The sequence below is a fragment of the Capnocytophaga sp. G2 genome, from assembly GCF_035282625.1.
GTDB lineage: Bacteria > Bacteroidota > Bacteroidia > Flavobacteriales > Flavobacteriaceae > Capnocytophaga.
Window position 1 is genome coordinate 1 of sequence record NZ_JAYKBU010000014.1, and the last position, 22,630, is coordinate 22,630.

Here is a 22,630-nt window from a genome sequence, read left to right on the forward strand (position 1 = left end):
ACTTTTATTTCATCTGTAAAAATAAACAACATAGAAGGACGACAATTTGTTTGTGAAGCAAAGTTAAAGGACAAAGCTTTAGCTAAAGAATAAATTTAGAAAGTGTTCATTCCAAAGTGCAAAATTTGCACTTTGGATTGCACTTTGGAGGACAAACCTCAACTTTTAGAGAGTAGAGTATTGACAAGTTTGTAAGAAATTAGAGAGAATTTATTAAAAACTATTTAAATACAAAGAAAATGACAAAGAATATTACTATTTGGATTTTTAGTATGCTGTTTTTACTGATTACTTGTGCGGGTATCAAAGATTTTTATCAAACAATGACCTACGACGAAGTTTATATTGGTAGCCATTTTGGAGCAGGGGGACTGATTTATTTCAAAGATTATCCTTTATTATTAGCTGTTCTATTTGGTATTACGGTATTCTTGCCGCCTATAAGTGTTGTTATGGTACTATTCTTTCGCAAGAGGATAGCCGTTTCTATAATGGGGTGTGCACTTATAGCCATGGTATTTCTAGAGGTCTATACCTTTTGCTTTCGCAATCGTTGGCAATTATTAGGAGAACAAACCTCTGTATTTGATATAATAATCTTAGGGATTTATCTTTTATACTACTTATATCTTTTGTTGCTAAAAAGGAAACATATCATTAAGTAATACAAATTTACACTTGGGATTACACTTTGGAAGAAACAAACCATTAAGTAAAAAAAAATAACTATCATTATGACGACAATCTTTAATTTTGAACTTTTTAAAAAACGTTTAAACCTCTATTTAACCAAAATAAAAGCCCTTGGTGGCGAAACTGATCCTTTTACTATAGCAAAACCCGCTACAGAAGCTGAAGTGAAAGCCGTAGAGGAGCAATTAGGCTATACTTTGCCCTCGCATTTTCGAGAAGTAATCTTGGAAAATACTGCTCATTTGGATTTTTATTGGAGTATTTACGAATTTTTAGAAAAAAACGAAGATTTTTTACCTGAAGGATTAGTTGAAATCTTTCGCGGACAGTTGCTTTTTGGATTGGATTTGCTTTTGGATTATGAGGACGATCGTAAAGGTTGGGTAAAAGAGGTATATCCCGATTACAATAATGAATACGACCGTGTTTGGCATAATAAAATGTCCTTTCACCAAGTAGGCAACGGCGATTATATTGCTATTGAGTTAGAACCTGAGAACTATGGAAAAATAGTGTATCTCAGCCACGATGGGAGTGAGAATCACGGGCTTTATATAGCTGATAATTTTAAGGAATTCCTGATGAACTACGCTACTATTGGCTGCACAGGGGGTGAGGATTGGCAATGGGAGCCCTTTTATACAGAAGGCAAAGGTATAGATCCCACCTGTAAGAACGCCCAAGCGTGGTGTAAGGTATTGGGGATAGACCTAAAAGAGTTGGAGGGGTAAAACAATTAAAACATTACAGTTATGTCAATGGAGCAAAAGGACAAAGAGCAATTGGAACAGTTGATTGCTTCTGAAAAGTATCAGCAAATATTGGATAGGCTTTGCTCTATGATAGATATGGTATTCGAGGAAGAGATGCCGAACTTTACCGTACTGAATTATACGCATAAAGCGCTAAAAGATGTAGGTGTTACCTTGGAGGAAATCGTCCCAGTAGCATTGACGGATGATCATTTCTTGAACTTTACCATTCTCAAGATGGATCATATTAAGAGTGGGAAAACAATGTATTTCAACAAGGATTTCCTCATTCGTAATATGATAGAATTTTATTTTCTAAAAACCAATGTCAAAGCACTACCTGATTATTTGAAGAAAGTAGGACTAAAAGGCAAGTATGTTACCTCACTAAAAAAATGGTTTACAGAGTCTACTAACACGGAGCTTGTTGCCGCAGTTTCTACTCATCTTAAAGAACTCAAAGAGAAAAGAGAAAGAGCAGAGGATATGCCCACACAAACCGCTACTCTAAAAGATTGGGAGCGACTTTCATCTATATATCCCAAGCTCACCAAGCAGGTGCTGAAGGATTTTGATGAATATAATGTTATTACCGCAGGTATTCCTTTGGAGGAGATTACCCAAAAGAGTCAAGACTTGGGTGTTGTCTTCTCTGAGGAACTTACTTTGTTCTTCCAGCATATAGGCGAACTCAGATTGGAGGGAGTAGAAATTCGCTTTACCGACTTATATACCGATGAGTTCAATGGCAAAGACTATTTAGTGCTTGGAGAGTTTTGGAAATACGCCGACGGCGATAAGTTGCTTTATGATCTCGACACTCAGCAGATACTTTGCTTTGCCCACGAGTACGCCAAACCCAAGGTTATCAAACAAGCTGATACGATGACCGATTTTGTAGAAAAGAAATTAGTAACATATTTAAAATCATAGTAAGAGAGATTATGGGCATCGTACTCCGACAATCATTTAAGAATGTAGTGGCTACCTATTTGGGGTTTGCCATAGGGGCGTTGAACACCCTTTTCTTATTTACCTATTTCCTTTCCAAAGCGCAATATGGCTTGGTAAGCTATGTTACTTCCACTGCCACCATTCTGTCCCCTCTTGTCGCCTTTGGGGTGAACAATACCTTAGTGCGTTATTATACTGCTTATCGAGATAAGAAAGAGCAAGTGCAATTCAACCTGATGCTTTGCTTTTTGCCTTTGCTCATCATTGTGCCTGCCACCTTTGTCGGGGTAATTGGGTACGAACAGATTGCACAATGGCTTTCGGCTAAAAACGAAGAAGTGCGCGATTACGTTTTTCTCATCTTCCTCACTTCCGTAGCGATGGCTTACTTTGAAATTGCTTATGCGTGGGCGCGTGTACAGCTAAAAACTGTCTTTGGCAATTTCCTAAAAGAGGTATTCCATAGGGTAGGGGTGATGTTCCTGCTGTTAGCCATTTATTTGCAGCTCATCGACTTTCACCAACTGATAAGGGGCGTATTTTGGGTCTATGCCTTGCGTATGCTCTTGATGTTTGTTTTCGCTTTCTATGTACGTCGACCGCAATTTGCTTGGGGGTTGCCTAAGAACAAGAAAGAAGTCTTTTTGTACAGCCTTTTTGTGATTTTATCGGGGTCGATAGCTTCTGTATTGATGGATATTGATAAGTTTATGCTCAACCAATACTTGCCTATCGGCGAAATAGCGGTGTACAATGTAGCCATTTTTACAGCTACGGTGATTGTCATTCCGTATAGGAGTATGTACCAGATTGTGAGTCCTCTGACGGCACAATTTATGAATCAAAGCAAGTCAAAAGAGCTATCCGACCTGTATAAGCGTAGCACCGTGAATACTTATTTTGTGAGTATGGTGATTTGTGTGCTTATCATCGTCAACGCCCAGCAGTGTTATGCTCTTCTACCTGATAAGGATTACAGCACAGGACTCACGGTGCTTATCATCATATCGATAGTAAAGCTATCGGACGCCTTAGTAGGTTTCAGCAATGCGGTATTACTCAATTCACCTTACTATCGCACCGTATTGTTTTTGGGTGTTTTTTTGGTCATAGGCACCATTTTAATGAATATGTGGCTCATACCACTTTATGGCATCAATGGGGCGGGATTAGCAACCCTAATCGCTTTTAGTTCGTATAACCTACTCAAGTCGGTTTTTGTTTATCGCAAATACAACTTGCAGCCTTTTTATAAAGAAACGTTACAGACCACCCTCTTTGGTATTATAGCCATAGGAGGTTCCTTCTTTTGGGACTTTCCGTTTCACCCGCTTTTTAATATTGTACTCAAGTCATTACTTATTGTAGCTTTTTGGGTATTGGTACTTATCAAATATCGTTTATCAGAGGATTTAATAAAAAAACTAAGATAGATATGCATCCACGTATAAAAAACATTCTTGAAAATTACACTTATCCTATTATCAAATCTATTACTTACCCTAATGGTGATATGCTTGTTTTGGAAGGACAATGGATTAAAGAGAAGTATCACCTAAGAATTTTGTGCAAATCGTCCTTAGATAGTTATTTTTCTTATAACGAAGAGGATTATGTCTCTAATCTCTATCCGAAAATTATGGTAGAGAATGCCCAATATAAAATTTATGGAGGCGAATGTAGTTGGGAAGGAGATGGTTTTATTTATATTATCCATAAAGAGAGTAGCGAACTCTTATGGTTTTTGTTTTTGGATAATAGCGAGTATTTTAAGGAAGCCTATTTTGAGGATACAAAACATATAATCGCTCGTTCTGAACTTGGCTTACAACTAAGAATTCCTATTAATGAACCTGAAAAACTAAGTGTAATAAAATGACTTTAGAAGAGATAAAAGCAATTGTCTATTACATTCAAGACTTACAAGCCCTTTGGAAAGAAGGCTATAATGCTAAAAAAGTAGGAGATTATACTTCCAATTTTATATGCAAAGACTTCAGAGACTATAATACCACAAATGAGCTGTGGGAGGTTATCAATGAGTTACAGTTTATGAGAGAAGGAGAAGAATGGGAAAAAACTAAAGAAGAAGTAGAGACTCTCATTCAAGAGAAATTAGGAATTAGAATTTGCGACCCTATCAGTATACTTTCTTATACAACTAAGTTGTTTATAGAGCGCCTTACCTATGATTTCTCAACTGATTCACTAGTTTTATCATTTATTGAACAGATAAAAGAGCTTATTACTTATCAAGAATATACTTTGGCATTGGAAAACTTACTGAAAAGCCTTTTGGAAAAATGTATTTTTATTCCAAGAGATACTTTGGCTATTTTGGATAACATAGAAGATACTCAAATTCAGCGATTACAACAAGCATTATGGGGAGTGTAGAGAATGTTTAGGGTAGATTAAAGATTTTGGAAAATGAATGAGAATCTCCAAAATAATTTGTATTTTTTTCTTTTACTATGGTTGTTATTTGTCTGTACCTATGAGGCTTTAGCAGCTTATTCAATTGATGATATAGTCTCTATTATACAGAGGTTTGATAATGCGATATGGGATTCTCTTGTTTATTTATTTAGTATTGGCGTAGAAAATGATCCATTTTTGTTAGTATTGAGTAAAATAGCCTTTTTCTTTCCTTTGATTTTTCTTTTTGTAGTTCCTTATTTTTTAGGGCGAAAGAAAGAGGGGGAAAGCTATTTTTATCATTATAACATTCATCGTGAGAGCTATTATCTTTTAGTAGATGTGATTACTTTGGTCGTTTATGCGATACTCATAATACTAGCTTTTCTCTTTTCTTTTGGGGTGCTCACCTCTTTGCCTTTATTTTTGTTTGTCATTGCCTTTAGGGTCTATCAGTATAGAAAGAAACTTATTTTCAAAGAGTGAAATAATTATGAAAAATAAAATCAAATATTGTATCATATTCTTTGTTGTAGCAAGTGTTCTAAATGCTCTATTAACATTAGGGGGAGGTTGTGCTACTTTTTGTTTTTTCAGGACGAATTGTTATAATGCAACCTATCCTTATCACCTGATAGGGTTATTTACTATAGCCTTAGGGCTGAGTATGTATCTTTTGGATGCTGTAAAGAAAAGTAGCATTGCTTTCTATATAAAGTTCTATTTGCTTTGGTTAGAAATGTCAGTTTTATTCTCTGTCTTTTTTTGGGCTTATGTCGGTTATTCTTCTATGACTGATGTCATAGATAGGTTACTCCATAATTTTTTTGAGATGTTTATAATCGCCAATATGGTGATGCTCTTTTCGTTTCCGTACAATGTATGTATGTTAGTACTGTCTTTCCTCTTAATAAGGAGATATATTAAGTAGACATAAGTTTTAAACTATTGGAAAGGTGCTACAAGTAACCAAATACCACTGCTTGAAAAAGCAAACAATGAATACCATCTTTAGAATAAAAAATTGAGGGGTCAAAATTATTTCTTATCTTTGCCTTTCCTTTAAAAGTGAATAAGGAACAGTGAAAAGTATCTCAAAAACTGAAAAACAAAGACTAATTATTAATAACTAATAATTAATATATGTATCTTATTATTTTAACCTATCAAAAAAACCTTACAGAGGTTGAAAAACACTTAGAAGCACATCGCGCTTACTTAGATAAGCATTACGTCTCAGGACATTTTATTGCTTCAGGAGCACAAGTGCCCCGTCAAGGAGGGGTGATTTTGTGTAAGGCAGACAGTAGAGGAGAAGTAGAGGCGATCATTACTCAAGATCCTTTTTATAAGCATCAAATAGCTTCTTACCAGATTATTGAATTTATCCCTACAAAATATGCAGAGAGCTTTGGTAAATTATTGTAAATAAGCGAAAACTTAATTTGAAACTCAAACTTAGAACAAATGATGGACTGGCAACACTTGCTTTCCTTGCGCAAACAAGGAGATAAGAACACTCGCTTGCGGAGTAAGGAAGACCCTACTCGGCTAAGCTATGATGTGGATTATGATCGTATTGTCTTCTCTGGAGCTTTCCGTAGCCTACAGGACAAGACACAAGTAATTCCACTTTCAGGATCTGGCTTTGTACATACACGCCTTACCCATAGTATGGAGGTTTCTGTCGTGGGGCGCTCTCTGGGCCGTGCTATAGGGGCAAAAGTACTTCAGAAATATCCTTATCTTAAGGAATTAGGTTATCAGATGAATGATTTTGGTACCATTGTGGCTTCTGCAGCTTTGGCACATGACATAGGTAACCCACCCTTTGGACATAGTGGAGAGAAGGCTATAGGCGACTTCTTTCGTTATCATGAGGGCAGTATCCTTAAGGGACAAATCTCTGAGCGAGAGTATGCTGACTTGTGTAATTTTGAAGGTAATGCTAATGGCTTTAAAATCCTTACCGAAAGCCGTGCTGGCGTACAGGGTGGTTTACGTCTTACCTATGCTACCTTGGGGACTTTTATCAAATATCCTAAGGAATCGTTACCTGTGAAACCTACTAAAGCAGTTTTTGATAAAAAATATAATATTTTTCAATCCAATAAGGAGTTCTTTTATGAACTTGCTCAAGAACTTTCCTTACTTCCCATGGGAGAAGGGGATGAGTTGCGTTATGTACGGCATCCTTTAGCCTTTTTAGTAGAGGCAGCGGATGATATTTGTTATACTCTCATTGACTTTGAAGATGGCATTAACTTAGGATGGATTCCCGAAGATAACGCTCTAGAGTATCTTATACAGCTTATTCGAGGTAGTAAAATTGCCCCAGAGAATATTACTCATAAATACTATCAACTTGCCCATAAGCAGGATAGAATAGCCTATTTGCGTGCTCTTTCTATTGGTACTCTTATTACCGAAGTAACAACTCTTTTTGAGGAAAATGAAGAGTCCCTTCTTAGGGGGGATTTTACCACCGCTCTCTTGGACAAAAGTAAATATAAGAATCAAATAAATGATATCATTGATCTTAGTATTAATAATATATATCAATCATCACAAGTAGTAGAGAAGGAGTTGGCAGGTTATGCTATCCTACAACATCTGCTAAGAGTTTATTTTACAGCAGTATATCATAATTGGCAAGGGAGTACCTCCTCTTATGACCATATTATTCTCAAAACGATTCCTTCACGATATCTCTCCAAACAAGAGAGCCTATATGAGTGTGTGCTTTCTATTACCTGCTATATAGCTAGCCTTACAGATACTCAAACTACTAAGTTACATTCTAAACTTATTGGAATTCTTTAGTCATATATTTTAAGTGAAAAATTATTAAAAGGATATTCAGTGATATGATGGATAAATATTTCTAATAGAGTCTGTTTTTATTTGTCAAGTTCTCTAAAAATCACTATTTTTGCAGTCCAATAAACATATAAATTTATGGCTAAGAAAGTACGGGTGCGCTTTGCACCCAGTCCTACAGGACCGTTACATATAGGAGGGCTGCGTACCGCCCTCTTTAACTATTTATTTGCTAAAAAACATGGTGGGGATTTCCTCTTGCGTATTGAGGATACTGACCAAGTGCGCTATGTGGAAGGGGCAGAAGACTATATTATGGAAGCACTTGCTTGGTGTGGTATTACTTATGATGAAGGTGTAGGTAAAGGAGGAGAACATGCCCCTTATCGCCAAAGCGAGCGTAAGGCTATCTATGCCGAGTATGCCCAAATGCTCTTGGACAAAGGCGATGCTTACTATGCCTTTGATACTGCGGAAGAGTTAGATGCCCAGCGAAAGAACTACGAACAGCATGGAGAGACATTTATCTATAATTGGCATAATCGTCAGAACTTGACCAATTCTTTTTCTCTTTCTCCAGAGGAAGTAAAAGAAAGATTGCAGCGTGGAGATGCTTATGTAGTACGCTTTAAAATGCCACAAGAAACCCTTACCCTGCATGACCTTATTCGTGGTGAGGTAGTAGTGGATACCAAGCTCTTGGACGACAAGGTACTCTTCAAGTCCGACGGTATGCCTACCTATCACTTAGCTAATATTGTGGATGACCACCTGATGGAGATTACCCATGTCATTCGTGGGGAGGAGTGGTTACCTTCTATGGCACTGCATGTGCTTATGTATAGAGCTTTTGGCTGGGATGCTCCACAATTTGCCCACTTACCACTGATCCTTAAACCTGCAGGTATGGGAAATGGTAAGCTTAGTAAGCGCGATGGGGACAAAATGGGCTTCCCTGTATTTCCTTTGGAATGGGTGGATCCCGTAACCAAGAATATATCTAAAGGTTATCGTGAGGATGGTTATTTGCCTGAAGCCTTAGTGAATTTTCTTGCACTATTAGGTTGGAATCCAGGAGTAGATCAGGAACTATTTTCAGTGGCAGAACTTATTGCCCTCTTTGATTTAGAAAAAGTTAATAAAGCGGGAGCTCACTTTGATATAGAAAAAATAAAGTGGTTCAATCACCAATACCTAAAGAAGATGCCTTTAATTACCCTTGTGGAGAATTTCTCTTCTGTATTAGCTGGGAAAGAAATAAGTGCTTCTAAGGAATCCCTTACACAAATTGTTACTCTTATACGGGAACGTGCTACTTTTCTTACAGATTTTTGGGAACTATCACATTTTTTCTTTGTAGCACCTCATAGTTATGAAGCCAAAGCTTTTAAAAAGCAATGGAAGGAAAATTCAGCCGAGATTGTAAACTCCCTGATAGGTGTGGTGGATAGCCTGACGGGCCTGACTCCTGCTCATATAGAGTCACAAATTAAGGACTTTATCACTAAGCATAACTTAGGCTTAGGTCAGGTGATGCCACTTATTCGCTTGGCTCTGGTGGGAGAGATGAAAGGACCTGATGTATTCTCAATTATTTCCATTTTGGGTAAAGAACAAACAATTCTTCGGTTGCAAAATCTTATTCAATATGCTAAGGAACAATAACTTATGAAAAAATATCTCATTGCAGGGCTGGGGAATATAGGAGAGGAATATCGTTATACACGTCACAACATAGGTTTTCTTGCTGTGGAACACTTAGCTCAAGAGAAAGAAGCTCCTTTTGCTACTGCTCGCTTAGGGGATGTGGCTACTTTTTCTCACAAAGGACGAACTTTTGTCCTACTAAAGCCTTCTACTTTTATGAACTTGAGCGGGAAGGCAATAAAATATTGGTTAGAAAAAGAAAAAATTCCTATAGAGAATCTCTTAGTGATAGCGGATGATCTTAATTTACCTTTTGGAAGTATCCGTATCAAAAAAAAAGGTTCTGATGGGGGACATAATGGCTTCAAGAATATCCAAGAAGAGCTTAGAACAACCGTCTATGCCCGTTTGCGCTTCGGTATCAGTGCTAATTATGACAAGGGTACCCAAATAGACTATGTTTTGGGACGATGGAGTGAGGAAGAAGTAGCCCAACTGCCTGAACGATTAGAAAAAATTAGTGAGGCAATCCTCTCCTTTGGTTTAGCAGGGGCAGATACTACGATGAACCTATATAACAATAAGTAGAGATTTGATGGAGGAAGTTAGTTTTCAAATTTATAATGCATCAGCAGGTAGTGGTAAGACTTTTACCTTAGTGAAATCCTTCCTTAGACTTATCTTGGCTACCAAAAATGTGGAAGCATATAAGTCGCTCTTGGCGATTACCTTTACCAATAAGGCAGTTAATGAGATGAAAGAGCGGGTCATCAATAAGTTACTTTTGTTCTCTACTTCTGATCAGGAAATACAAGAGGAAGATAAGAAACCGTCTAAAGACCCTATGTTTAGACAATTAGCTAGGGAAATAGGACTTACTTTTGAACAACTTAGAGAGCGTTCTAAGAAGGTACTAAATTATATTCTTCATAATTATGCAGGTTTTACCATTGTTACTATTGATGGTTTCAATCAACGGCTAATACGTTCTTTTGCTTTTGACCTAAAACTCAATCCAAATTTTGAGGTTTTTTTGGAAACTGATGATCTACTTCGTCTGGCTATAGAGAATCTCCTTAAAAAAACAGAAGAAAACAAGAAGCTAACTAAATTTCTTTTGGAATTCTCCAAAGATAAAATAGAAGAGGATAAGAGTTGGGATATAGAAGAAGAACTCTTTGAGATTGCCAGATTACTTACAAATGAAAATCATTATCCTTATGTGCAGGAACTTAAAGATAAAGAATTAGAGGATTTTGAAAATCTAAAAAAGACACTTAAACAACTCTCCAAGCAGTTATTCAAGTTAGTAGAAGAGGTAACAGCACAATTTTTTTCCTTCTCACAAGAACATCATCTTTCCTCAAAATATTTTATTAGAGGATCTTTATATAATTTCTTTGAAAAAATTAGAAATGAAGGGTTCTTTGCAATTAAAAAGGATTCTTTTGATAGAAATTGGTTTACAGATATTGCAGAAAAACCTTTATACTCCAAAGATATACAGAAAAAGGAACCTGTTGTGGCTCAATTATTAGATGAAAACCAAGCTTGGATAGCGGATTTATTGCAATCTGTAAAAAAAAGTTATTGGTTAGAACAGTTTTATAAACGTCTAACAAGAAATGTGACGCTTTTGGCAGTATTAAAGAATTTGCAGGAGGAGATTCTTGCTATAAAAGAGCAGGAGAATATTCTGCCTATATCAGAATTTAACAGTATTATCCATCAGACTATTATTAATGAACCATTTCCTTTTATCTATGAAAAGATAGGAATACGTTATCAACATTATTTTATAGATGAATTTCAGGACACCTCTATTTTGCAATGGGAAAATATGCTGCCCTTAATAGCTGATGCAGTACATAGTGAAAATCTCAACAAACAACATGGGTCATTACTTTTAGTAGGTGATGCTAAGCAGTCCATTTATCGTTGGCGTGGTGGACGTGCAGAGCAATTTATTGACCTATATAATAAGGATAGGATTCCTTTTTATATAGAACAACAAGTTGTTAATCTGGAATATAATTATCGTAGCGGGAAGGAAGTGATTGCTTTTAACAATGATTTGTTTGCTTATGTAGCTTTAGAATCTTCACTTTTCCAGAGTGAAAGGTACAAAAAGCTCTATGAGGAATCTGTACAAAAAATTCCTGAAAAGGGAGCTAAAGGAGGTTTTGTTAGTATTGAATTTGTAGAAAAACAGACTTCGACCGATATCTCATTGGAGGAAGAAGCAGAAGAATCAGAAGAGGAAGAGAATATCTATATAGAAACAATAGAGAAATATATAAAAGAAGTAAAAAATGAAGGATATTCAGATAAGGATATTTGTATTCTCTCTCGTAGAAATAAAGAATGCACTGAGATTGCTGAAAAATTAGCTTCAAAGGGTTATAATGTGATTTCTTCAGAAGCTTTGCTTCTCAAAAATGTTCCTGAAATACAGTTTTTAATTCATCTGATTGCCATTTCTCTATATCAGAATAATGAAAAAGAAAAAATAGAGTTACTATTCTCCTATGCTAAAGTGAAAAATCTCACAGATATTCATATGTTTATGAGTAAATATGCACATGAGCCAGTGGAAGTATTCTTTTTAGCTAAGGGTTTTTCTTTATCATATTTTCATTTATATTCTTTCTATGAAGGTATAGGATATGCTATTCAAGTATTTGGTTTAGCAAAGCCTTCAGATGCATATCTTTCTCAATTTCTCAATGTAATTTATGAATATAAGAGTATACGAAATGGTAATATAGCTGATTTTCCCGCCTTTTGGGAGGAAAAGGCAGATAAGTTAGCCATTACTGCTCCTGAAGGAGTAGATGCTATTACTATTATGACAATTCATAAAAGTAAAGGGTTGGAGTTTCCGGTGGTAATTTATACTCATGTGAATGACAAATTGCGTTCTGCTAAAGATACTTTATGGATTGAAGTTGCTCCTGAAAAATATAATGGGTTTAAGCATTTGCTCATAGATGATTATGAAGGACTTGAAGAGGTAGATGCTAATATAGTGCTACAACAAAGTGAAATGGAACTTCTAGATACCATCAATACAATGTATGTAGCTATGACACGTCCTAAGGATGTTTTATACGTTATTAGCGATTTGCCTAAGAAGAACAAAAAAGAGAGGATTACTAATCTCTCTGAATTACTAAAATTATATTTAGAAAGTAAAGGGGTTTGGCAAGAAGGACAAGCACGTTATACTTTTGGTAAACTCTTTCCTTTAGAGGAAAATGAACGGGAATCCATTACTTATATTCCTTTCAAGCAACGTTCTACCATGACTCCTTCATATACTATAGTAACAAATGCAGGAACTATGTGGAATACAGAAAATGGAAAAGCTATAGAAAGAGGAAACCTTCTACATGAAATGTTAGGAAAGATAATCACTGAAGCTGATATTCCAGAAGTATTACAGCAATTTTTTATAGAAGGACGAATCACAGAAGCGCAAATAAATCCTCTTACTTCACAATTGAAGGAGGTAGTTACGAATCCCTTGATAAGAGATTATTATACAAGTAATTATATTATTTATAACGAGCGAGAATGGCTTGACCAGGCAGGAGAATATTTACGTCCTGATCGTGTTGCCTATCAAGAGCAAAAGAGAGAGGCTATAATTATAGATTATAAGACAGGAGATGACCACCCACAATATCAAACACAGCTAAAGCGATATGTTCAGGTTCTAGAGCAAATGGGATGGAGAGTAGGAAAATCATTCTTAGTATTTATTAATGAAGAGATTACTGTGAAAATACTATAATAAGAAGAGAAAATAAAAAAATCCTCATCTTATGGGACAAGGATTCTCTTACAGAGCGGAAGACGAGGTTCGAACTCGCGACATTCAGCTTGGAAGGCTGACGCTCTACCAACTGAGCTACTTCCGCAAAAGATAGAATATTAATCAATATGAAACAGAGCGGGAAACGAGGTTCGAACTCGCGACATTCAGCTTGGAAGGCTGACGCTCTACCAACTGAGCTATTCCCGCCTTTTTTGACGGTGCAAAGGTAAGATATTTTTTTTAACCCACAAAACAAAAATATACTTTTTTGCAAAAAAAATCTTGTGAAATTTGTGCTCTTATTTGTTTCTTTTCTAAAAGAAAAACTGTAACTTTGCGCCGTATTAACCGAGGACAGATTTGACTGATTGCCACCTCATCGTAAAAACGATAAATGATGCTAAACCAGTAATCTCCTCATAATTATTATTTATGGGATATTTATTTACTTCCGAATCGGTGTCTGAAGGACATCCAGACAAAATCGCTGACCAGATTAGCGATGCTCTTATTGACCACTTTCTCGCTTTTGATCCTTCGTCTAAAGTAGCTTGCGAAACCTTAGTTACCACCGGTCAGGTAATTCTCGCAGGAGAAGTGAAATCCAAGACTTACCTTGATGTACAGCAGATTGCTCGTGATGTAATTAAGCGTATAGGTTATACTAAGAGTGATTATATGTTTGAAGCAAACTCCTGTGGGGTACTTTCTGCCATACATGAACAATCACCCGATATCAATCAAGGAGTAGTACGTAAGGCTCCTGAAGAACAAGGGGCGGGTGACCAAGGAATGATGTTCGGTTATGCTACGCGTGAGACGGATACTTATATACCTCTTTCTTTGTCACTTTCTCATGCTATTGTACGAGAGTTGGCAAATTTGCGTCGTGAGAATAAACAAATTACTTATCTACGTCCTGATGCCAAGAGCCAAGTAACTCTTGAGTATAGTGATGATAATAAGCCTATACGCATTGATAGTATTGTAATTTCTACCCAACATGATCCTTTCGATACTGAAACCAAGATGTTGGAGAAGATAAAGGATGATATGCTCCACATTCTCATTCCACGTATCAAACAGCAATACCCAAAATATGCCCATCTTTTCAATGAAAATATTAAGTACCATATCAACCCTACGGGAGTTTTTGTTATAGGAGGACCTCATGGTGATACAGGGCTTACAGGGCGCAAGATTATTGTAGATACCTATGGTGGAAAAGGTGCTCATGGTGGGGGAGCTTTCTCAGGGAAAGACCCCAGTAAGGTGGATAGAAGTGCCGCTTATGCTACCCGCCATATTGCTAAGAATATGGTAGCCGCGGGAATAGCCGATGAGATGCTCGTACAGGTAAGCTATGCCATTGGGGTAGCTGAACCAACAGGTGTCTATGTCAATACCTATGGCACCTCCAAAGTACCCCTTACTGATGGCCAAATTGCTCAAAAGGTTCGGGAAATCTTCTCTCTACGCCCTTATGATATAGAACAACGACTGAAGTTGCGTTATCCTATTTATAGCGAAACCGCCGCCTACGGACACATGGGAAGAAACCCTGAAGTGGTAAAGAAAGTATTTGCTTCTCCTTATCATAATACTAAAACCATAGAAGTAGAACTCTTTACATGGGAGAAATTGGACTATGTAGAGCCGATCCGAAAGGCTTTTAGAATTTAATATAAGGTTATGATAATACTTTAATAAACTTTACTTCTTGCCATAAGAGGTAAAGTTTTTTTGTAACTTGAGAATGATTTTTCACAAATAGCTACTGTTCAAAAGTAAAAGGAGTATTCTAACCAATGGATTGAAGTTATTACAGGAGTAAAATATGATGGATATAAGAGAGATAATGAATAATAATAAGCCGATATCTCTTTTTTTTCATAAAAACAATCCCCAATAAATCTCATATTAACACAGAAAAACAAACAGAAATTGAAAATACTTTTAAAATTTTTATCTCTTTTTTTTGATTAAAAATTTGCAGGTTTGAAAATTTGTACTACTTTTGCAAAAAAATAACAGGTGTTATATTACAGATGTTATAACAAAGTTTTATGCCGAAATCAACAACAATAACGCAAGAAGTAATTATAGGAACCGCCTTTGAAATGGTGCGAAAAGAGGGTTTTGCAGTGCTTTCAGCCCGAAATATTGCTAAGCAAATAGGTTGCTCCACTCAGCCCATCTATTGGTGCTATAAAAATATGGATGACCTTAAAGCCGAAATCTGCAAAAAGGCACTGCCCTTCCTGCAAAGTGTAGTGCTCAGTTACTCAAAAACAGGCAATACTCTTTTGGATTTAGGACTTGGATACGTGTGGATGGCATACACCGAGCCTGCCCTATTCAAGGCTTTTTATATGGATAATGTTACCAATGTAAAACTTACTGACATTTTTCCGGAAAGTGAGCGAGTGGTAGAAATAATGAAAAATAGCGAAGAATGCAAAAATCTATCTGATGAAGAGCTGAAGAATGACATTGCTAAAGGTTGGATGTTAGCACACGGTATCGCTTCATTGGTCGCAGTGGGTATGCTTGTTTACGACGAAGATAAAATTTTAGAAATATTAAAATAAATCTGCCTTAATATGAGAACCAATAAAAAAACACTTCGGAATGTAATCCTATTTAGCTTAGTAGCCATCTCTTGCGGATGGATAGGCGTTGGGGTAAACCAGTTGCTTGGCGAATCTTCTAATTTAGAGTCTCTAGGATCAGGGATTTTTATTGCTTCTCCTATTGTGTGTATGATTTTGCTCCGCCTTTTGGGTGGCGATGGTTGGAAAGATTTCCCTTTAAAACCTCGTTTCAAGCAAAACTCTCGCTGGTATATCTTTGCTATTGCAATTTATCCCGTGGTTATTGGTATAACGCTGTTTGTTGGAAAGCTATTAGGTTGGGTAGATGTGAGTAAGTTTAGTGTTGCTGCCTATCTCCCTGTTTTTGCTACTGCTTTCTTACCCATTTTTATCAAAAATATCTTAGAAGAGACGGCTTTTCGAGGTTATCTCACTGTAAAAATGGAACAACTCACCAAAAACGAATGGGTGATTTATGTAGTGGTGGCATTCGTCTGTCAAATATGGCACCTGCCATACAATCTCATATTCTTAGACGATGCTTATCAGGCAACCTTTTTCCCTTATAGCAAAGAGTTATTTGTTTTGGTGAGCTTTGTGGTTATTGCTGTTTGGACAATAATGTACACCGAAATTTTCTTTCTCTCGCGTTCACTCTTATTGCTAGTTTTGATGCATTCAATGAAAGACGCTCTTAATCCTCTCATTTCAGAAGAATTTACTGTTATTTCACCCGATAAAACACTTTTAGTATCCCCTCTTTTTGGTCTAATTCCAACATTGATATACTTGGCTATAGGCTTATATTTGAGAAAAATACGCAAAAGTAAAGGGTATCTTCATTCATAATGAATAAAATTGTATAAACCAAAATATTAGCAATATGAACAAAAATAATGAAAACCCTGTAAATGCTGGCTGCTGGGATAAGATTTTCGCTAAAAGCGATAAAGTTGAACACAAAAAAGTATCGTTCAAAAATCGCTATGGTATCACCCTTATTGGTGATTTGTATTTCCCGAAAAACAGCGAAGATAAAAAACTTGCTGCCCTTGCTGTTTGCGGCGGATTTGGAGCTGTAAAAGAACAAACCTCAGGATTTTACGCCCAAACAATGGCTGAAAGAGGCTTTGTAACCTTAGCCTTTGACCCCTCCTATACGGGAGAGAGTGGTGGAGAACCTCGTAATGTAGCATCTCCCGACATCAATACCGAAGATTTTTCGGCAGCAGTAGATTGCTTAGGAATTCAACCCTTTGTAGGTAGAGAAAAAATAGGAATTATCGGCATCTGCGGCTGGGGTGGCTTTGCGCTCAATGCTACGGCTATTGATACACGTATCAAGGCAGTAGCTACCATGGTAATGTACGACATGTCCCGTGTTTTCAGTAAAGGATATTTTGATGCCAATACGCCTGAAATGCGTCTGGAAATGAAGCGTTCGCTCAATGCTATTCGTTGGACAGATGCCGAGGCAGTAACCCCTACTCCAGGTTACCCTATGCCCGACACCCCATCGGATAAAGTACCTGAATTCTTGAATGATTATATTGAGTTTTACAAAACGCCACGAGGTTTCCACGAGCGTTCAGTTTCCAATCACGTTTGGACAGCTACTACCCTGCTTTCATTTATGAATTTTCCACTACTGTCGTATGCCAACGAAATTGAGGTACCAACCCTTATGATTGCAGGAGAAAAAGCCCATTCTCGCTATATGAGTGAAGATGCCTACAAGTTGATTGGAACTGAGAAAAAAGAACTGCTAATTGTCCCTAATGCACGTCACACCGATTTTTACGACAATCAAGCTGGAGTAATTCCGTTTGATAAGTTGGAGGCGTTTTTTAGTGAGCATCTTCAATAAAATGTATAAAAAACAAGTCTCAAGCTAATGTCTTTGATATATAGCCTTCAACTCATTTCTCGCAACTCATCTTTAAAACTTTAGCTAAGTTGAAAAAAAATCAGTATATTTGCGAAAAATTACTTTACAATGAAACACTTATACTTATTATCAATAGTGTTGTTCTCACTAAACGCTACGGCACAGCTAAAAGATTGCGTCACTTGTGCCACCCAAGTGATTAAGGAACAACAAATCAGCAAATTGAGCATAGATGAATTGCGCTTCCTCACCAACGACCTCTACGCTCGCAAAGGTTATAAGTTTAAAGACTACGAAATAAGCAATTACTTTAATGAAAAACCGTGGTATAAGCCTGTGAGTGACAATAGTAAGGTGAAACTCAACGCAGTGGAAGAACAAAATGTGAAGCTATTTCAAGAACGCACGGCAATACTAAAAGCTGATAGAGAAAAACTCATAGAAGCATTGCGAAGTTTAAAAGCAGAAGTACAGAGAGGGCATAGTCTTATTCCCAAAGGTAACTCTAATGAGTATTTTAGTAAAACCATTGCTAAAATAGATATAGATGATATTCATTGGATTAAAAATCAAGGGTATTATAGCGTAGAGGTAGATAACTTTAAGGGGAGTAACAAATATTATATATCTATAGACGGTAGTGAAGTAGAGATTGGGTGGTTTGAAGATGGCCATTCTAAAAAAGTACAAGATGATGATAAGATTAAGGGAGTCTATGATACGGAGGTATTTGAGGTTATGGAAAGCGTTACTTATTGGAGATTCAAATGGAAAAATCAAAAATTGGTATTTATAGAGTCTGGAGTAGCAGGATAAAGAGAAAAAGGGATATTCTTTTTCTTTTGACAATACTGATGTTATGAATAAAATATTTCAAGTAGAAAAGCTTTTAATTATTTGACAAAAATATAAGTGTATGCAAGTATATCAAACAAACTTTGGACAGCTGCGTTATCACGATTTGTCAGGCAGTCTTATCCCTATTCTCTTTATACATGGCTTAGGTTGCTGTGGTTCTATGGATTATCCCACTGTTGCTTCAGGGAGTATTCAGGCACATCGCAGGATTATTCCAGACCTATTAGGTTCAGGATTTAGTGATTATAGTGATGATTTCCCTTATACTATAGAAAGCCATGCCTCCTTGCTAAAAAGCTTTGTAGAAGACCTACAGTTAGAGGAATTGGTTATCTACGGACATAGTATGGGAGGAGCAATAGCTATAAAATTAGCTGAAAAATTGGATAAAAAAGTAAAGTTATTGCTCCTAAGTGAAGCCAATTTGGACAATGGAGGAGGATTTTTTTCCAAAAAGATAGCAAACTATTCCTACGAGGATTTTATAAAATTTGGATATGAAGAGCTCATTAGGGAGAATATTCAAAACAATAACAGATTGTGGGCAAAAAGTCTTTCTCTAACAAACTCAACAGCTATTTTCAAGGAGTCTCTTTCCTTAGTAGAGGGGCAATTCCCTACTTGGAGGAAGATACTTTATAAGCTTCCTACTACTAAAGTCTTCATTTTTGGAGAACAATCTTTGCCTGACCCCGATTGGGAAAGACTACAAACAGAACATATTCAGGTAAAGATAATTCCTAATGCAGGTCATTCTATGGCTTGGGAAAATCCTCAAGGTCTTAGTGATGTTATTTATCAGTCAATTGAGGGAAGAAAAATATTTTTGCCATAAAATACCTTTATTTTAGCAGGATAAAGAAAAAAACAGCGTGCGCTATTCGCACAATTCAACATATATGAATATAGAAGAAATCAAAAAGAAAATACAAATCATCTTAGAGGTTCCTCAGCTAAAACGATTTGGCAGTATATATATGAATCCCGTATTGGAAGAAGCAAAAGTAGCCAAAATAGAGAAAGAAAATCGTATCACTTTCCCTGCAGATTATCGTACTTTCATTACCCAAATCGCCAATGGCTGTGTGGGTCCCGATTACGGACTGCGTTCCCTTAAAGAAGCAACGGAAGATTTGATGTGGAAAGACCGGACTATAGACCTCTCTACGCCTTTCCCTTACACCGAGCATTGGAATGAAGAGGAATGGCTTAATAGTATTGATTGGGACGGTGGTGAGCGCCCTACGCCAGAGGAGGTGGAATCCTATATGGATACAAAGCGCATCAGTGGTTGCTTGCAAATATGCCATATAGGGCACGGAGCTTCCTATCTTTTGGTGGTGAATGGTAAAGAAAAAGGCTATATATGGCTCGATAGTCGTCAGGATTATAGCGGACTATCGCCTGAGCTTAACGAGAAGGGAGAAAAACTCACCTTTGAAATGTGGTATACCGACTGGCTGAATAAGGTAGTAGCCCCTGAAAAAGTGTGGTTTGAGAAATCACTTCAGCTTATCAAAAAGGCTTTCCCTAAGATAGAGGAAACAGATTTTAGGCTAATGATTTATGTGCTTCACGAGTATTACTCTAATATGAATTTAGCGACTCTCATCGCTCAACTTTATGGACTGAACCCAATGGATATTTATTTTGAAAAGGAAAAGTTTATCCAAAGAGAAAAGTACGATGAGAAAACTATTCAGCAGTATGAAGCCCAATTGCGAGAAAGCGGTTTTTATGATTGGGCTACAGAGGAAGAGTAGAGAGTATTTATATAAATTTCCCAATATAACTCATCTTTAAAACTTTAGCTAAGTTAAAAAAATCAGTATATCTGCGAAAAAATACTTTATATGAAACACTTACTTATTTTATTCCTGCTCCTTACGACCAACGTCTTTGCGCAAGGTCCTTTCGGAGATTATGCCGTAGTAAAAGACAAAGACGGCTATGTAAACATTCGCACTAAAGAAAACGTAAAAAGCAAAATTGTAGGTACTTTGCCTAATAATACACTTGTATACACCCTCTTCGATACTACATCTGATGAAAGTGGTGAAGAGATATCTTTTAATTGGTTGTATGTAGATAAAGGGTATGTACATAAGGGTTGTCTTAAAAAAGTACAAGACTTTCCTTCGGCAGGGCTAAAGAACAAGATAATAGCCTTACCATTACAGGGAAAGGTATTAGCGTGCCCCTTACCAAACAGCCATTTGATAAAACCAAGCACAAGATTACCAAGAAAAGGCACAAAGAGTATAATGAACTTATCATTGACGGAAAGCGGGTGCAAGGACGGGATAATGATGAGTTTCTACCGCTTGATCACTACAAAAGTATCACGGTCATTATTGATAGTAAAGATGTTCCTATCCCTAAAAATGCCTATGATGATTTGTATGAGATAGGGCTTTATATGGATAATAATTTTGTGTATTATGATAGGGAAGACGATATTCTCTATATCATTTCCTACAATGGAGATGGTGCCAATGCCTATCAGGTTATGTTGGCAAATAGTAAAAGGCGAATATAAAAACTCGTATAGTGAGAGAGCCGTTTTAATCTATGTTTCTATCTTTTTATAATGAAAATAACTTTACCTCCCTATGCTACAACAGAAGACCTTCGAAAATGTATGGTTGTTGTTCGGAAAATATTAGATAGCAAAGCTATTAATATTAATGATAAGCAGTGCCAAGCCATAGCTTTAGAAGTTATGGGAATTTCTTATGCCAAAGGAGGGGACTATTCCTCTGAAACTATTAAGAGTTTTGCTGAAAGTTATTTGAAAATAATTCGAATATGAAATTGCAAGCAACCCTATACATTCCTGAAGACAAGGAAGATTTTCATATAGATATTTATGATGAGCAAGCCTCTGATTATCAAATAGCTGAAATATTCAGAAAAGGTGATAAAACAATAATTGATATATACAACAATCCTAATGATACCCATAAAGAATTGGATTTGGAAGAGTTTATTAGAATACTTTTGAAATCGTATAATGAATTGAAAATCTGATTATTACAAAGTTTTGATACAAAAGCAAATAACTTTACTTCTTTATGTTGCAAATGAAAAAGAAATATACAACTTATGGAAAACTCCTTTATATAGTGTTATTTATAGCATTATATGGGCTTTTCCGTTCCCAGCCAGCACTTACTGAGCAGTGGTATAGCACAGGGCTTTATCCCTATATAGGACGAGTAGTGCGATTTTTGTTAGGCTGGATTCCTTTCTCTGTAGGGGATATCCTCTATACGGGGCTTGCTTTAGGGGTGGTGTACTGTGTCATTAGGTATTTTAGGCGAATACGTAGGGCACCGCTTCACTTTTTTAAAAAAGTAGGGAAGGGAGTCATTATCTTTGTGAGCTTGTTTTATTTTCTTTGGGGGTTCAACTATTATAGGCATCCGCTATCGGTACAGTTGGGCTGGAATTTTTCTTATACTGAAACTGAGGTGGAGCAGGTTACCACAAGGCTTGTTGCTGAGGCAAATGCCTTACACCAGCGCCTTGCTTTGTCTAAGGAGCAAGCGGTGAAGATGCCTTTTACTCCAAAGGAGGTTTATGAGAAAATGCCTCAGGGATATAACAGACTTTCTCAAAGATTTCCTCAGTTTGTCCTATATACACCCAGTGTTAAGTCCTCCCTATATAATAAAATACTTACTTATATGGGGTATAGTGGTTATTTAAATCCTTTTACGGGAGAAGCACAGGTGAATGCTTTGGCAACTCAATATAGCTTTCCTGTGACAGTAGCCCATGAAATGGCACATCAATTAGGATATGCTTCGGAGAAGGAGGCTAATTTTATAGGATTTTTGGTTACTTATGACCATGAAGAGCCCTATTTCAGATATAGTGCTACTCTATTTGCTTTGCGTTACTGTTTAAAAGAAATAAGAAAAATATCAGTGGAGAAACATAAAGAGTATATGGACAGAATACGACCAGGAGTTTTACAAAATTATACAGAAGCCTATGAATTTTGGAGCCAATATGAAAATCCTATGGAAGAAGTTTTTAAAAATAGTTATGATACCTTCCTTAAAGCAAATGCTCAAGAAGGGGGTATACAGAATTATGATTATGTAACAGGAATGCTTATTTACTATCTTGTGCATAAGATAAATAGAGATTATCTACAAAATGAATAACCTCTATTTAT

General features: G+C 36.6%; 23 protein-coding genes, 2 tRNA genes and 1 pseudogene. 24 read left to right on the forward strand and 2 right to left on the reverse strand.

Annotated features, from left to right (window positions below; translation table 11 throughout):
- The first annotated feature begins 239 nt into the window (after positions 1-239).
- From VJJ03_RS08610 to VJJ03_RS08670, 13 genes are all read left to right on the forward strand, one after another.
- Positions 240-665, forward strand: coding sequence for a hypothetical protein (locus VJJ03_RS08610; protein WP_323975028.1), 426 nt, complete (start codon positions 240-242; stop codon positions 663-665).
- A gap of 69 nt (positions 666-734) precedes the next feature.
- Entirely contained in the window at positions 735-1,424 is a 690-nt protein-coding gene (locus tag VJJ03_RS08615) for an SMI1/KNR4 family protein (protein ID WP_323975030.1), read from the forward strand.
- A 21-nt stretch (positions 1,425-1,445) separates the two neighbouring features.
- Complete coding sequence (locus VJJ03_RS08620; protein ID WP_323975032.1) at positions 1,446-2,378, forward strand: hypothetical protein; 933 nt, start codon at positions 1,446-1,448, stop codon at positions 2,376-2,378.
- A gap of 11 nt (positions 2,379-2,389) precedes the next feature.
- The gene (locus VJJ03_RS08625) at positions 2,390-3,832 is read left to right on the forward strand and encodes a lipopolysaccharide biosynthesis protein (RefSeq protein WP_323975034.1); all 1,443 of its coding nucleotides are present in this window, start codon (positions 2,390-2,392) and stop codon (positions 3,830-3,832) included.
- A 2-nt stretch (positions 3,833-3,834) separates the two neighbouring features.
- Positions 3,835-4,278, forward strand: a complete 444-nt coding sequence (locus VJJ03_RS08630; RefSeq protein WP_323975036.1) for a hypothetical protein — start codon at positions 3,835-3,837, stop codon at positions 4,276-4,278.
- Positions 4,275-4,796 (forward strand): hypothetical protein, encoded by a 522-nt coding sequence (locus VJJ03_RS08635; protein WP_323975038.1) that lies wholly within the window; start codon positions 4,275-4,277, stop codon positions 4,794-4,796. The genes VJJ03_RS08630 and VJJ03_RS08635 overlap by 4 nt, the downstream gene beginning before the upstream one ends.
- A gap of 33 nt (positions 4,797-4,829) precedes the next feature.
- On the forward strand, positions 4,830-5,303 hold the full coding sequence (locus tag VJJ03_RS08640; RefSeq protein ID WP_009746129.1) for a hypothetical protein: 474 nt from the start codon (positions 4,830-4,832) through the stop codon (positions 5,301-5,303).
- Between the two features lie 7 nt (positions 5,304-5,310).
- Positions 5,311-5,748 (forward strand): hypothetical protein, encoded by a 438-nt coding sequence (locus tag VJJ03_RS08645; RefSeq protein WP_009746128.1) that lies wholly within the window; start codon positions 5,311-5,313, stop codon positions 5,746-5,748.
- A 212-nt stretch (positions 5,749-5,960) separates the two neighbouring features.
- Positions 5,961-6,245 carry a YciI family protein gene (locus VJJ03_RS08650; RefSeq protein ID WP_323975040.1) on the forward strand — a complete coding sequence of 95 codons (285 nt, stop codon included), beginning with the start codon at positions 5,961-5,963 and terminating at the stop codon, positions 6,243-6,245.
- A 42-nt stretch (positions 6,246-6,287) separates the two neighbouring features.
- Complete coding sequence (dgt, locus tag VJJ03_RS08655) at positions 6,288-7,640, forward strand: dGTP triphosphohydrolase (protein ID WP_173301504.1); 1,353 nt, start codon at positions 6,288-6,290, stop codon at positions 7,638-7,640.
- A gap of 135 nt (positions 7,641-7,775) precedes the next feature.
- A complete protein-coding gene (gene gltX, locus VJJ03_RS08660) occupies positions 7,776-9,302 on the forward strand; it encodes a glutamate--tRNA ligase (protein WP_323975042.1) in 1,527 nt (508 codons plus the stop codon).
- A 3-nt stretch (positions 9,303-9,305) separates the two neighbouring features.
- Entirely contained in the window at positions 9,306-9,872 is a 567-nt protein-coding gene (pth, locus tag VJJ03_RS08665; RefSeq protein ID WP_009746124.1) for an aminoacyl-tRNA hydrolase, read from the forward strand.
- Between the two features lie 7 nt (positions 9,873-9,879).
- On the forward strand, positions 9,880-13,080 hold the full coding sequence (locus tag VJJ03_RS08670) for a UvrD-helicase domain-containing protein (protein WP_323975044.1): 3,201 nt from the start codon (positions 9,880-9,882) through the stop codon (positions 13,078-13,080).
- Between the two features lie 54 nt (positions 13,081-13,134).
- Here the strand turns inward: VJJ03_RS08670 and VJJ03_RS08675 are convergent.
- Together VJJ03_RS08675 and VJJ03_RS08680 are read right to left on the reverse strand one after the other, a co-directional pair.
- Positions 13,135-13,207, reverse strand: a tRNA-Gly gene (locus VJJ03_RS08675).
- Between the two features lie 31 nt (positions 13,208-13,238).
- A tRNA-Gly gene (locus VJJ03_RS08680) sits at positions 13,239-13,311 on the reverse strand.
- Between the two features lie 225 nt (positions 13,312-13,536).
- Between VJJ03_RS08680 and metK the strand changes: the two genes are divergently transcribed.
- From metK to VJJ03_RS08735, 11 genes and pseudogenes are all read left to right on the forward strand, one after another.
- On the forward strand, positions 13,537-14,787 hold the full coding sequence (gene metK / locus VJJ03_RS08685) for a methionine adenosyltransferase (RefSeq protein ID WP_323975046.1): 1,251 nt from the start codon (positions 13,537-13,539) through the stop codon (positions 14,785-14,787).
- A gap of 383 nt (positions 14,788-15,170) precedes the next feature.
- Positions 15,171-15,695 (forward strand): TetR/AcrR family transcriptional regulator, encoded by a 525-nt coding sequence (locus VJJ03_RS08690; protein WP_323975048.1) that lies wholly within the window; start codon positions 15,171-15,173, stop codon positions 15,693-15,695.
- A gap of 12 nt (positions 15,696-15,707) precedes the next feature.
- On the forward strand, positions 15,708-16,547 hold the full coding sequence (locus VJJ03_RS08695; RefSeq protein ID WP_323975050.1) for a type II CAAX prenyl endopeptidase Rce1 family protein: 840 nt from the start codon (positions 15,708-15,710) through the stop codon (positions 16,545-16,547).
- Between the two features lie 34 nt (positions 16,548-16,581).
- Positions 16,582-17,565 (forward strand): alpha/beta hydrolase, encoded by a 984-nt coding sequence (locus VJJ03_RS08700; RefSeq protein WP_323975051.1) that lies wholly within the window; start codon positions 16,582-16,584, stop codon positions 17,563-17,565.
- Positions 17,566-17,694: 129 nt separating this feature from the next.
- Positions 17,695-18,402, forward strand: coding sequence for a YARHG domain-containing protein (locus tag VJJ03_RS08705; protein ID WP_323975053.1), 708 nt, complete (start codon positions 17,695-17,697; stop codon positions 18,400-18,402).
- A gap of 100 nt (positions 18,403-18,502) precedes the next feature.
- Complete coding sequence (locus VJJ03_RS08710; RefSeq protein ID WP_009746117.1) at positions 18,503-19,279, forward strand: alpha/beta fold hydrolase; 777 nt, start codon at positions 18,503-18,505, stop codon at positions 19,277-19,279.
- Positions 19,280-19,343: 64 nt separating this feature from the next.
- Entirely contained in the window at positions 19,344-20,207 is an 864-nt protein-coding gene (locus VJJ03_RS08715; RefSeq protein WP_323975055.1) for a hypothetical protein, read from the forward strand.
- Between the two features lie 90 nt (positions 20,208-20,297).
- Positions 20,298-21,012, forward strand: a pseudogene (locus tag VJJ03_RS08720) (SH3 domain-containing protein).
- Between the two features lie 22 nt (positions 21,013-21,034).
- Entirely contained in the window at positions 21,035-21,256 is a 222-nt protein-coding gene (locus tag VJJ03_RS08725; RefSeq protein WP_323975057.1) for a succinylglutamate-semialdehyde dehydrogenase, read from the forward strand.
- The gene (locus tag VJJ03_RS08730; protein WP_323975059.1) at positions 21,253-21,474 is read left to right on the forward strand and encodes a hypothetical protein; all 222 of its coding nucleotides are present in this window, start codon (positions 21,253-21,255) and stop codon (positions 21,472-21,474) included. The genes VJJ03_RS08725 and VJJ03_RS08730 overlap by 4 nt, the downstream gene beginning before the upstream one ends.
- A gap of 53 nt (positions 21,475-21,527) precedes the next feature.
- Positions 21,528-22,619: a DUF3810 domain-containing protein gene (locus VJJ03_RS08735; RefSeq protein ID WP_323975061.1), complete on the forward strand. Its 1,092-nt coding sequence runs from the start codon at positions 21,528-21,530 to the stop codon at positions 22,617-22,619.
- Positions 22,620-22,630: the final 11 nt, after the last annotated feature.

Excerpts from the sequence above, each read along its gene's own strand:
- VJJ03_RS08610 (WP_323975028.1), top strand. The coding sequence starts at position 240 with ATGACAAAGAATATTACTATTTGGATTTTTAGTATGCTGTTTTTACTG.
- VJJ03_RS08615 (WP_323975030.1), top strand. The coding sequence starts at position 735 with ATGACGACAATCTTTAATTTTGAACTTTTTAAAAAACGTTTAAACCTC.
- VJJ03_RS08620 (WP_323975032.1), top strand. The coding sequence starts at position 1,446 with ATGTCAATGGAGCAAAAGGACAAAGAGCAATTGGAACAGTTGATTGCT.
- VJJ03_RS08625 (WP_323975034.1), top strand. The coding sequence starts at position 2,390 with ATGGGCATCGTACTCCGACAATCATTTAAGAATGTAGTGGCTACCTAT.
- VJJ03_RS08630 (WP_323975036.1), top strand. The coding sequence starts at position 3,835 with ATGCATCCACGTATAAAAAACATTCTTGAAAATTACACTTATCCTATT.
- VJJ03_RS08635 (WP_323975038.1), top strand. The coding sequence starts at position 4,275 with ATGACTTTAGAAGAGATAAAAGCAATTGTCTATTACATTCAAGACTTA.
- VJJ03_RS08640 (WP_009746129.1), top strand. The coding sequence starts at position 4,830 with ATGAATGAGAATCTCCAAAATAATTTGTATTTTTTTCTTTTACTATGG.
- VJJ03_RS08645 (WP_009746128.1), top strand. The coding sequence starts at position 5,311 with ATGAAAAATAAAATCAAATATTGTATCATATTCTTTGTTGTAGCAAGT.
- VJJ03_RS08650 (WP_323975040.1), top strand. The coding sequence starts at position 5,961 with ATGTATCTTATTATTTTAACCTATCAAAAAAACCTTACAGAGGTTGAA.
- dgt (WP_173301504.1), top strand. The coding sequence starts at position 6,288 with ATGGACTGGCAACACTTGCTTTCCTTGCGCAAACAAGGAGATAAGAAC.
- gltX (WP_323975042.1), top strand. The coding sequence starts at position 7,776 with ATGGCTAAGAAAGTACGGGTGCGCTTTGCACCCAGTCCTACAGGACCG.
- pth (WP_009746124.1), top strand. The coding sequence starts at position 9,306 with ATGAAAAAATATCTCATTGCAGGGCTGGGGAATATAGGAGAGGAATAT.
- VJJ03_RS08670 (WP_323975044.1), top strand. The coding sequence starts at position 9,880 with ATGGAGGAAGTTAGTTTTCAAATTTATAATGCATCAGCAGGTAGTGGT.
- metK (WP_323975046.1), top strand. The coding sequence starts at position 13,537 with ATGGGATATTTATTTACTTCCGAATCGGTGTCTGAAGGACATCCAGAC.
- VJJ03_RS08690 (WP_323975048.1), top strand. The coding sequence starts at position 15,171 with ATGCCGAAATCAACAACAATAACGCAAGAAGTAATTATAGGAACCGCC.
- VJJ03_RS08695 (WP_323975050.1), top strand. The coding sequence starts at position 15,708 with ATGAGAACCAATAAAAAAACACTTCGGAATGTAATCCTATTTAGCTTA.
- VJJ03_RS08700 (WP_323975051.1), top strand. The coding sequence starts at position 16,582 with ATGAACAAAAATAATGAAAACCCTGTAAATGCTGGCTGCTGGGATAAG.
- VJJ03_RS08705 (WP_323975053.1), top strand. The coding sequence starts at position 17,695 with ATGAAACACTTATACTTATTATCAATAGTGTTGTTCTCACTAAACGCT.
- VJJ03_RS08710 (WP_009746117.1), top strand. The coding sequence starts at position 18,503 with ATGCAAGTATATCAAACAAACTTTGGACAGCTGCGTTATCACGATTTG.
- VJJ03_RS08715 (WP_323975055.1), top strand. The coding sequence starts at position 19,344 with ATGAATATAGAAGAAATCAAAAAGAAAATACAAATCATCTTAGAGGTT.
- VJJ03_RS08725 (WP_323975057.1), top strand. The coding sequence starts at position 21,035 with ATGAAAATAACTTTACCTCCCTATGCTACAACAGAAGACCTTCGAAAA.
- VJJ03_RS08730 (WP_323975059.1), top strand. The coding sequence starts at position 21,253 with ATGAAATTGCAAGCAACCCTATACATTCCTGAAGACAAGGAAGATTTT.
- VJJ03_RS08735 (WP_323975061.1), top strand. The coding sequence starts at position 21,528 with ATGAAAAAGAAATATACAACTTATGGAAAACTCCTTTATATAGTGTTA.